The sequence below is a fragment of the Aeromicrobium sp. PFPM2_SD2 genome (genome assembly GCF_057364525.1).
On sequence record NZ_JBNFNZ010000053.1, the window covers coordinates 1 to 8,714 of the forward strand.

Genomic DNA, 8,714 nt, shown 5'->3' on the forward strand with positions numbered 1-8,714 from the left:
AGGGACGGTCGCGGCGCCGGCGAGCGAGACCTGCTGACCCACGATCGTCCGGGCGGCAGTCTCGAAGCCGTCCACCGAGCCGGGGACGGCGCAGGCCGGGCTCCGCGGCGACGTGGCGGGGCCAGTCCGGGGTCGCCGGCAAGCACCGCGTCGATGGCGACCGGGTCGGCGTCGAGGTCGAGCAGACGGCGGGCGCGGCCGACCGCGACCGCGGTGTCGCGCAGGTCGTCGAGCTCGAGGTCGCACCGGACGTGGTCGTCGTGCAGCGTGAGGGCCAGGACGCCGTGGCCGTGCGGCAGCCGGGCGGTGCGCACGTACGTGCGTCCCTCGACCGTCTCCATGCCGGGCACGACGTGGTCGGCGAGGAACTCCAGCAGCGGCCCGGCGGCGAACGGCCGGCGCACCGCCAGGCGCAGCGACAGCGTGCCGCTGGCCTGCGGCGCGTGCCGGCCGCGGCTGCGCAGCTCGCGTGGGGTCATGCCGTACGCGGCCCGCATCGAGTCGTTGAACTGGCGCACCGAGGAGAAGCCGGCGGCGAACGCGACGTCGGCCATGGGCATGGTGGTGGTCTCGACCAGCAGGCGGGCGGTCTGCGTGCGGGCGCTGCGGGCGAGGGCCAGCGGACCGGCACCGAGCTCGTCGGTCAGCAGCCGGGTCAGGTGCCGGCTGCTGTAGCCAGGCGCGCCGCGAGTCCGGTGACGCCGTCGCGCTCGACCACGCCGTCGCCGATCAGCCGCATGGCCCGGCCCACGACGTCCGCTCGCACGTCCCACTCCGGCGAGCCGGGCACGGTGTCGGGCCGGCAGCGGCGGCAGGCGCGGTAGCCGGCGTCCTGCGCGGCGGCGGCGGTGACGTAGAACTCGACGTTCTGGATGCGCGGGGTGACCGCCGGGCACGACGGCCGGCAGTAGATGCCGGTGGTGCGCACCGCGGTGAAGAACACGCCGTCGAAGCGCGCGTCGCGGGCGGCGACGGCGCGGTGGCGCTGCTCGTGGAGGTCGGTCACGCGTCCATCATGACGCGTCGGGCCGACGGGTTCTGGCGGGAATCGGACGCGAACGTGGGTCGGGCACCGAGCAAGCGAATCGCTCCGCCGCGCGGTGCGCATGGGGCACAATGCGGTCCGTGCCCCACGTGCTCGACCTCGCGACCCGAGGCTTCTGGCGCGTCACGGGCCGCCGTGTCGACCTCGACGGCGACGAGCAGTGGCTGGACGCGCCGGTGAGCTTGTCGGCACGGGTGGGCACGGAGTGGATCGAGCCGGAAGCGGCGCGCCACGGAGGCGTGCTGGGCGCCGCTGACCCCGACGCCGGGCTGCTGCCGGCCATGTCCGTCCTGGACGGCCCCGGGTTCAGCGCGAGCGACCTGCATCCGCTCGTGCGCGACTTCTACGAGCACACCGGGTCGTGGCAGATGGACGTGTGGTCGGGATGGTCACCGGTGTTCTGGCCGGCCGGCGAGGTGGTCTCGCGGTGGTGGGGCCGCCGCGTCGAGCAGCTCGCCCTGCCCATGCGTCCGCTGGACGTCGCGCACGGCATGGACAGCAGCGTCACGCCGGTCCGGGACCGCCACGGCGTCCAGGTCGCGTCCGCGTGGACACGGACCCTGCGCGCCAGCGGTCGGACGGCCTTCAGCGGTGCCTACTCCGCGCGGACGCTTCCCGGCGCCGCGCGGCCGAGCGTCCACGTCGCGTTCCCGCTCGAGTCGGGCAACCTGCAGGTGTTCCTCCGTCCCTCGGTCACGGGCGACGGAGGACTGCTGCTGGAGTCGCCCCGCGGAGGTTTCGGCGAGGACGGGGCCTACGTCGTCGTCCGCGGTTCCCGTGCGCACGCGGCCCGGGTCCCGCTGCACGAGACGTTCCACGTCCACGTCGACCCCCACGGAGTGCTGCGCACGGACCACGAGCTCCGCGTCTGGGGCGCCTCGGCCCTGCGGCTGCACTACCGGCTCCAGCGAGCGTCATGATGATCCACAGCTTCCACCTCGCCGAGGTCCCGTGGCGGACCGGCGCCAGGACGCTGCTGCGCCCACCCACGCCGGCCTCCGTGCCGGGGCTCGACCACCTGGAGTGCCTCTCGCTGATGCGGCTCGGCGCCTCGGTGGTGTCGCCGGACCGGCTCCAGCTGCGGAGACTGGCCGTGTTCGCCCAGTGGCAGGACGAGACGGCCCTCGACCGGTTCCTGGCCCGCCACCCGCTGGGACTTTCCCTGGCCGCCGGGTGGCACGTGCGGATGGAGTACCTGCGCCGCTGGTCCAGCATCGCGGCGTTCCCCGGGTTGCCTGCTCGGGCGGGTGCGTGGGACCAGGACGAGCCGGTCGTGGCCGTCACGCTCGCCCGGATGCGCATCCCCGAGATCCCGCGCTTCCTCCACCACGGCCGACCCGTGGAGCGCCTCGTGCGCGACCACCCGGGCGTCAGTCTCGCGGTCGCCGGACTTCGTCCACCCCGGACGATCTCGACGTTCTCCGTGTGGCACAGCACCCGCCAGATGCTGGAGATGGTCCACGGCCGCTCCGTCGTGCCCGGTCCGACGCGGCACGCGGACGCCATGCGCGAGCGCGAGCGCCGCGACTTCCACCACGAGTTCGCGACCTACCGGTTCCGTCCACTGTCCGAGCACGGTTCCTGGCAGGGCGCCACGGGCCTCGTCCCCCGCTAGAGCTCGCGCTAGGCCGAGCGCTCGGGGCGTGACCCGCTGTTCGCCGGCTCGGCCCGGGACGACGAAGGCCCCCGAGCGGTGCTCGGGGGCCTTGCGACGTGGTAGCCCCGACGGGATTCGAACCCGCGCTACCGCCTTGAGAGGGCGGCGTGCTAGGCCGCTACACAACGGGGCCACGTGCGCGGCTCGGGCACCGGAGCGCCTGAGCCGAAGAGGACTCTACCAGCGCCCTCTGGCGACGCCGAATCGGGGTCCGGTGACGTCCGTCGCTCCTGCGGGCCCACGGCGGCCCGGCAGCACCACCCTCGGTGTCCTCGACTCCCCCAGGCCGGCAGACCGAGGACCGTCGGGTCTCCCTGGGGCCCCAGGTAGACCCGAGAACCCCAGACACGGCGAAGGCCCCCGAGCGATGCTCGGGGGCCTTGCGGTCCTGGTAGCCCCGACGGGATTCGAACCCGCGCTACCGCCTTGAGAGGGCGGCGTGCTAGGCCGCTACACAACGGGGCCAGGAGGTCGAAGAACCATGTCTTCGAAGCTGGGGTACTAGGACTCGAACCTAGAACAACTGAACCAGAATCAGCCGTGTTGCCAATTACACCATACCCCACCGGTGCCGCCGGATCGCTCCGCCGAACCGAGAGACAACGTTACCCGACGACCCCGGTGCGTCCCAAACCGGGGTCCCCCACGCTCAGGCCAGCGCCGCGTCCAGCCGGGCCAGCGTGCGGCGCTTCTCCAGCAGCTCCAGCGACTCGAACAGCGGCGGCGAGATGCGGCTGCCGGTCGTGGCGACGCGGACCGGTCCGAAGGCGACGCGCGGCTTGAGCCCCATCTCGTCGATGAGGGTGGCGCGCAGCGCCCCCTCGATCGTCGCCGTCGACCACGTCGTCAGCCCCGAGAGCGCCTCGCGGGCGGCGCGGACGACCTCCAGGCCCTTCTCGTCCAGCTGCTTGGCCCGGTCGGCCTCGTCGACGGTGAACGCGTCGTCGGTGACGAACAGGAAGCGCAGCATCGAGACGCCCTCGCTCAGCAGCGCCATGCGCTCGTGGACGAGCGGCGCGGCCGCGGTGAGCAGGCCGAGCTGGAACTCCGTCGGCGGGTCCGCGACCAGGCCCTCGGCCTGGAACAGCGGCACGAGGCGGCCGACGAGCTCGGCCGGCGTCAGGAGGCGCACGTGCGAGCCGTTGATGGCGGTGCACTTGTCCAGGTCGAAGCGGGCCGGGTTCGGGTTGACCCGGCCGATCTCGAACGCCTCGACCATCTCGGCCAGGCTGAACACGTCGCGCTCGGCGTCCAGCGACCAGCCCAGCAGCGCCAGGTAGTTGAGCAGGCCCTCGGGCAGGAAGCCCTGGTCGCGGTAGCCGAGCAGGTTCGACTCCGGGTCGCGCTTGGACAGCTTGCGGTTCCCCGAGCCCATCACGTACGGCAGGTGGCCGAACGCGGGCACGAAGCCCTGGCCCACGCCGATCTGCGCGAACGCCTCGTACAGCGCGATCTGGCGCGGGGTGGAGCTGAGCAGGTCCTCGCCGCGCAGCACGTGGGTGATGCCCATCATCGCGTCGTCGGTCGGGTTGGTCAGCGTGTACAGCGGCTGGCCGTTGGCGCGGACGATGACGAAGTCCTGGACGTCCGCCTCGCCGAAGGTGATCGGCCCGCGGACGAGGTCGTCGAAGGTGTAGTCGCGACGCGGCATCTTGAACCGGATGACCGGCTGGCGGCCCTCGGCCTCGAAGGCGGCACGCTGCTTGTCAGTCAGGTCGCGGTGCAGTCCGTCGTACCCGCTGGGACGGCCCTCGGCGCGCGCCTTCTCGCGGCGCTCCTCGAGCTCCTCGGCGGTGTCGTAGGCCTTGTAGGCCAGGCCTGCGTCGAGCAGGCGCTGGGCGACGTCGGCGTAGACGTCCATGCGCTCGGACTGGCGGTACGGGCCGTTTGGGCCGCCGACGACCGGGCCCTCGTCCCAGTCCAGGCCCAGCCAGCGCATGACGTCCAGCAGCAGGTCGTAGGACTCCTGGGAGTCGCGGCTGGCGTCGGTGTCCTCGATGCGGAAGACGAACTTCCCGCCGTGGTGACGGGTGAACGCCCAGCTGAACAGCGCCGTGCGGGCCATGCCGACGTGCGGGTTGCCGGTGGGCGAGGGGCAGAAGCGGCCGACGACCGGGCGGTCGCCGGGGCCGGAAACGGTCGAGTAGGTCACGAGGCGTCCACCACCGGGTTCGTGAGGGTGCCGAGACCCTCGATCGTGATGCTGACCGAGTCGCCCGGCACCACCTGGCCGACGCCGCGGGCGTCCCGGTGAGCAGCAGGTCGCCCGGCAGCAGGGTCATGAAGGACGAGACGTGCGCGATCAGGTCGGCGACCTTGTGGACCATGTCGGACGTGCGCCCGTCCTGCTTGGTCTCGCCGTTGACCGTCGTCGTCACGCGCAGGTCGGCCGGGTCGAGGTTGGTCTCGATCCACGGGCCGATCGGGCAGAACGTGTCGAAGCCCTTGGCCCGGGCCCACTGGCCGTCGCTCTGCTGCAGGTCGCGCGCGGTGACGTCGTTGGCGACCGTGTAGCCGAAGATCACCTTGCTCGCGTCAGCGGCCGGCACGTCCTTGCAGATGCGGCCGATGACGACGGCGAGCTCGCCCTCGAAGTGGACGTTCGAGCTCTGCTCGGGGTGGAAGATCGGCTCGCCCGGGCCGATGACGCTCGTGTTCGGCTTGAGGAAGACGAGCGGCGTCTCGGGCACGTCGTTGCCCAGCTCGGCGGCGTGGTCGGCGTAGTTGCGCCCGATGCCCACCACCTTGCTGCGCGGGATGACCGGGGCGAGCAGACGGACGTCCTCGACCTTCACCTTCTGCCCGGTCAGCTCGAACCCCGCGTAGAGCGGGTCTCCCTTGAGGACGGCGATCGTGGGGACGCCGTCCTCCTCTCCAACGACTCCGAAGCGGGGATCGTCGTCCCCGGCAAACCTGGCGATACGCACGTCCGCCAGCCTATCGGCCGCGCGCCGCGGCGCCCCGCCCCGGCGTTTTGCCCCCGCCCGGCGACGGGTACGGCCCGGGACGTCCGACCGCGAAGAGGGAGAGCGACCTACATGAAGGCAGTCACCTGGCAGGGCACGCGCAACGTCTCGGTCGAGGAGGTGCCGGACCCCCGCATCGAGCAGCCGACCGACGCGATCATCAAGATCACGTCCACGGCGATCTGCGGCTCCGACCTGCACCTGTACGAGCCGCTCGGCCCGTTCATGAAGCCCGGCGACGTCCTGGGCCACGAGCCGATGGGCATCGTGGAGGAGGTCGGCTCGAGCGTCGGCGACCTCAAGGTCGGCGACCGCGTCGTCATCCCGTTCCAGATCTCGTGCGGCTCGTGCGTGCCGTGCGGGCAGGGCCTCATGACCCAGTGCGACACCACGCAGGTGCGCGAGCAGGGCACCGGCGCGGCGATCTTCGGCTACTCCGAGCTGTACGGCTCGGTGCCGGGCGGCCAGGCCGAGTACCTGCGCGTCCCGCAGGCCCAGTTCACCCACATCAAGGTGCCCGAGGGCCCCGACGACGACCGCTTCCTGTTCCTGTCGGACGTGCTGCCGACCGCGTGGCAGGCCGTCGAGTACGCCGACGTCCCCGACGGCGGCACGCTGCTCGTCCTGGGCCTCGGCCCGATCGGCGACATGGCCACGCGCGTCGCGCAGCAGCGCGGCGTCGAGAAGGTCATCGCCATCGACCTGGTGCCCGAGCGGCTCGAGCGGGCCCGGTCGCGCGGCGTCCACGTCATCGACCTGCGCGAGCACGGCGACGACCTGCGCGACGTCGTGCTGAGCCTGACGGACGGCCGCGGACCGGACTCGGTCGTGGACGCGGTCGGCCTGGAGGCCCACGGCTCGCCCGTCACCAAGGTCATGCAGAAGATGACCGGCCTGCTGCCGTCGGCGATCTCGGCGCCGATGATGAAGACCGCCGGCGTCGACCGGCTCGGCGCGCTCTACACGGCGATCGACCTCGTGCGCCGCGGCGGCACCGTGTCGCTGTCCGGCGTGTACGGCGGCATGGCCGACCCGATGCCGATGATGCGCATGTTCGACAAGCAGATCCAGCTGCGCATGGGCCAGGCGAACGTCAAGCGCTGGGCGGACGACATCCTGCCGCTGCTCACCGACGACGACCCGCTGGGCGTCGACGACTTCGCCACCCACCACCTGCCCCTGGACCAGGCGCCGATGGCGTACGACCGGTTCCAGAAGAAGGCCGACGGCCACGTCAAGGTCGTCCTCAAGCCCTGACCCCCCAGGCAGGGACCCGGGCCCGTCAGGCCTCGCCTGGCGGGCCCGGTGCTGCGTCAGGCGCTGCCGTAGCGGCGGTTGCGGCGCGCGTACTCCTCGATCGCGCCCCACAGCGCGAGCCGGTCGACGTCGGGCCAGGCGATGTCGCTGAACACCATTTCGGCGTACACCGCCTGCCAGGGCAGGAAGTTGCTCGTGCGCTGCTCGCCGGACGTGCGCCAGAACAGGTCGACGTCGGGCATGTCGGGCTCGTCCAGGTAGCGGGCGAACACCTTCTCGGTGACCTTCTCCGGGTCCAGGCGGCCGGCCTTGACGTCGCGGGCCAGCGCCGCGGCGGCGTCGGCGATCTCGGCGCGTCCGCCGTAGTTGACGCACATTGTCAGGGTGCAGCGGGTGTTGTGCTTCGTCAGCTCCTCGGCGATCTCGAGCTCGCGGACGACCGAGCGCCACAGCCGCGGGCGGCGGCCGGCCCAGCGCACCCGCACACCCAAGGCGTGCATCTCGTCGCGGCGGCGGCGGATGACGTCGCGGTTGAAGCCCATGAGGAAGCGCACCTCCTCGGGCGAGCGCTTCCAGTTCTCGGTGGAGAAGGCGTAGGCGCTGACCGCCTTGACCCCGATCTCGACGGCGCCCTCGACGACGTCGAACAGCGCCGCCTCGCCGCGCTCGTGCCCGGCGGTGCGGGGCAGGCCACGGGCCTTGGCCCAGCGTCCGTTGCCGTCCATGACGATCGCCACGTGGGCGGGGACGAGCTCGGGCGGCAGGCTCGGGGCGGTGGCCCCACTCGGGTGCGGGGTGGGCTGGCGATAGGTCATCGAGTGGGGCCTCAGCGGTCGACGTGCGCCAGCGAGCGGAGGCCGCGCTCGAGGTGCCAGGACAGGTAGGCCGACACGTGGCCGCTGGCGTCGCGCCGGGCCCGGTCGTCGGAGGAGTCGGCGACCGGCCAGTCGCCGGCCAGCAGCGCCCCGAGCAGCTCGATGGTCGCCGGGGACGGGCTGGACGAGCCCGGGACGCGGCACCGGTCGCACAGCGTGCCGCCGGAGGGGACGTGGAAGTTGCGGTGCGGCCCCTCGAGCCCGCACAGCGCGCACGCGGCGAACGTCGGGGCGTAGCCGGCGACCGAGAGGGCGCGCAGCTGGTAGGAGTCCAGGATGAGCCCGGGACTGTGCCGGCGCGTGGCCAGCGCGTTCAGCGCGCCGACGAGCAGCTGGTACTGCTGCACCGCGGGCTCGCCGTCGCCGTCGACCAGGCGCTCGGCGGTCTCGAGCATCGCCGAGCCGGCCGTGTAGGACGGGTAGTCGGCCCCGAGGTCCTTGGCGAACGCCGACAGGGTGACCGCCTGGATGATGGTGTCGAGGCTGCGTCCCTCGGCGAGCTGCAGGTCGACGTGCATGAACGGCTCGAGCGGGCGCCCCAGCGCGAGGACGTCTTGCGCACGCCCTTGGCCACGGCGCGCACGAGCCCGCGCTCGCGGGCCAGCAGCGTGATGATGCGGTCGGCCTCACCGAGCTTGTGCGTGCGCAGGACGACGGCCTGGTCGCGGTAGAGGCTCACCGCACCATCGTGCCACCCGGCGCCGACACCGGCCTCTCCCCCACGCCGTCCGCGACGTCAGGCGGTCCGCAGGTTCGCCGGGTCGAGCGTCGTGTCCACCCACGGTCCGACCAGGCGGCTGGCCAGGACGACGGCGAGCACCACGAGACCGACGACGGCCGTGCCCCGACGGTGACGACCGCCAGGCCGACCGGTCCGCCGCCGGCGACCAGACCGCCGTAGACGGGCCCGCCGA

Annotated in this window: 7 protein-coding genes, 3 tRNA genes and 2 pseudogenes; 3 read left to right on the forward strand and 9 right to left on the reverse strand. The window is 72.7% G+C overall.

Going from position 1 to position 8,714, the window contains the following annotated elements:
- Together AC2W7G_RS04700 and AC2W7G_RS04705 are read right to left on the reverse strand one after the other, a co-directional pair.
- Nucleotides 1-773 (reverse strand): AlkA N-terminal domain-containing protein (locus AC2W7G_RS04700; RefSeq protein ID WP_485867418.1); only part of this gene is annotated, 773 nt, incomplete at its 3' end.
- Nucleotides 656-1,006, reverse strand: a complete 351-nt coding sequence (locus tag AC2W7G_RS04705) for an Ada metal-binding domain-containing protein (RefSeq protein ID WP_485867419.1) — start codon at nt 1,004-1,006, stop codon at nt 656-658. The genes AC2W7G_RS04705 and AC2W7G_RS04700, both read right to left, overlap by 118 nt.
- A gap of 110 nt (nt 1,007-1,116) precedes the next feature.
- Here AC2W7G_RS04705 and AC2W7G_RS04710 point away from each other — a divergent pair, with 110 nt between their 5' ends.
- The gene (locus tag AC2W7G_RS04710; protein WP_485867420.1) at nt 1,117-1,965 is read left to right on the forward strand and encodes a hypothetical protein; all 849 of its coding nucleotides are present in this window, start codon (nt 1,117-1,119) and stop codon (nt 1,963-1,965) included.
- A complete protein-coding gene (locus tag AC2W7G_RS04715; protein WP_485867421.1) occupies nt 1,962-2,660 on the forward strand; it encodes a hypothetical protein in 699 nt (232 codons plus the stop codon). Before AC2W7G_RS04710 ends, AC2W7G_RS04715 begins: the two co-directional genes overlap by 4 nt.
- A 99-nt stretch (nt 2,661-2,759) precedes the next feature.
- On the opposite strand, the gene AC2W7G_RS04720 is transcribed toward AC2W7G_RS04715, so the two are convergent.
- The 5 genes and pseudogenes from AC2W7G_RS04720 to AC2W7G_RS04740 form a co-directional block, all read right to left on the reverse strand.
- Nucleotides 2,760-2,835, reverse strand: a tRNA-Glu gene (locus tag AC2W7G_RS04720).
- Between the two features lie 256 nt (nt 2,836-3,091).
- Nucleotides 3,092-3,167: transfer RNA gene (locus tag AC2W7G_RS04725), tRNA-Glu, on the reverse strand.
- 28 nt (nt 3,168-3,195) lie between these two features.
- A tRNA-Gln gene (locus AC2W7G_RS04730) sits at nt 3,196-3,267 on the reverse strand.
- Nucleotides 3,268-3,351: 84 nt separating this feature from the next.
- Nucleotides 3,352-4,854: a glutamate--tRNA ligase gene (gene gltX / locus AC2W7G_RS04735; RefSeq protein ID WP_485867422.1), complete on the reverse strand. Its 1,503-nt coding sequence runs from the start codon at nt 4,852-4,854 to the stop codon at nt 3,352-3,354.
- Nucleotides 4,851-5,629 (reverse strand): annotated as a pseudogene (locus AC2W7G_RS04740) (fumarylacetoacetate hydrolase family protein). Before AC2W7G_RS04740 ends, gltX begins: the two are co-directional and overlap by 4 nt.
- Before the next feature lie 111 nt (nt 5,630-5,740).
- Here AC2W7G_RS04740 and AC2W7G_RS04745 point away from each other — a divergent pair.
- Nucleotides 5,741-6,925: a zinc-dependent alcohol dehydrogenase gene (locus AC2W7G_RS04745; RefSeq protein ID WP_485867423.1), complete on the forward strand. Its 1,185-nt coding sequence runs from the start codon at nt 5,741-5,743 to the stop codon at nt 6,923-6,925.
- A 56-nt stretch (nt 6,926-6,981) separates the two neighbouring features.
- Here AC2W7G_RS04745 and AC2W7G_RS04750 read toward each other — a convergent pair whose 3' ends face one another.
- Together AC2W7G_RS04750 and recO are read right to left on the reverse strand one after the other, a co-directional pair.
- On the reverse strand, nt 6,982-7,740 hold the full coding sequence (locus tag AC2W7G_RS04750; RefSeq protein WP_485867424.1) for an isoprenyl transferase: 759 nt from the start codon (nt 7,738-7,740) through the stop codon (nt 6,982-6,984).
- Nucleotides 7,741-7,751: 11 nt separating this feature from the next.
- Nucleotides 7,752-8,479, reverse strand: a pseudogene (gene recO / locus AC2W7G_RS04755) (DNA repair protein RecO).
- Nucleotides 8,480-8,714: the final 235 nt, after the last annotated feature.

Coding starts and splice junctions, on each gene's coding strand:
- AC2W7G_RS04745 (WP_485867423.1), top strand. CDS start 5,741: ATGAAGGCAGTCACCTGGCAGGGCACGCGCAACGTCTCGGTCGAGGAG.
- AC2W7G_RS04710 (WP_485867420.1), top strand. CDS start 1,117: ATGCGGTCCGTGCCCCACGTGCTCGACCTCGCGACCCGAGGCTTCTGG.
- AC2W7G_RS04715 (WP_485867421.1), top strand. CDS start 1,962: ATGATGATCCACAGCTTCCACCTCGCCGAGGTCCCGTGGCGGACCGGC.
- AC2W7G_RS04750 (WP_485867424.1), bottom strand. CDS start 7,740: ATGACCTATCGCCAGCCCACCCCGCACCCGAGTGGGGCCACCGCCCCG.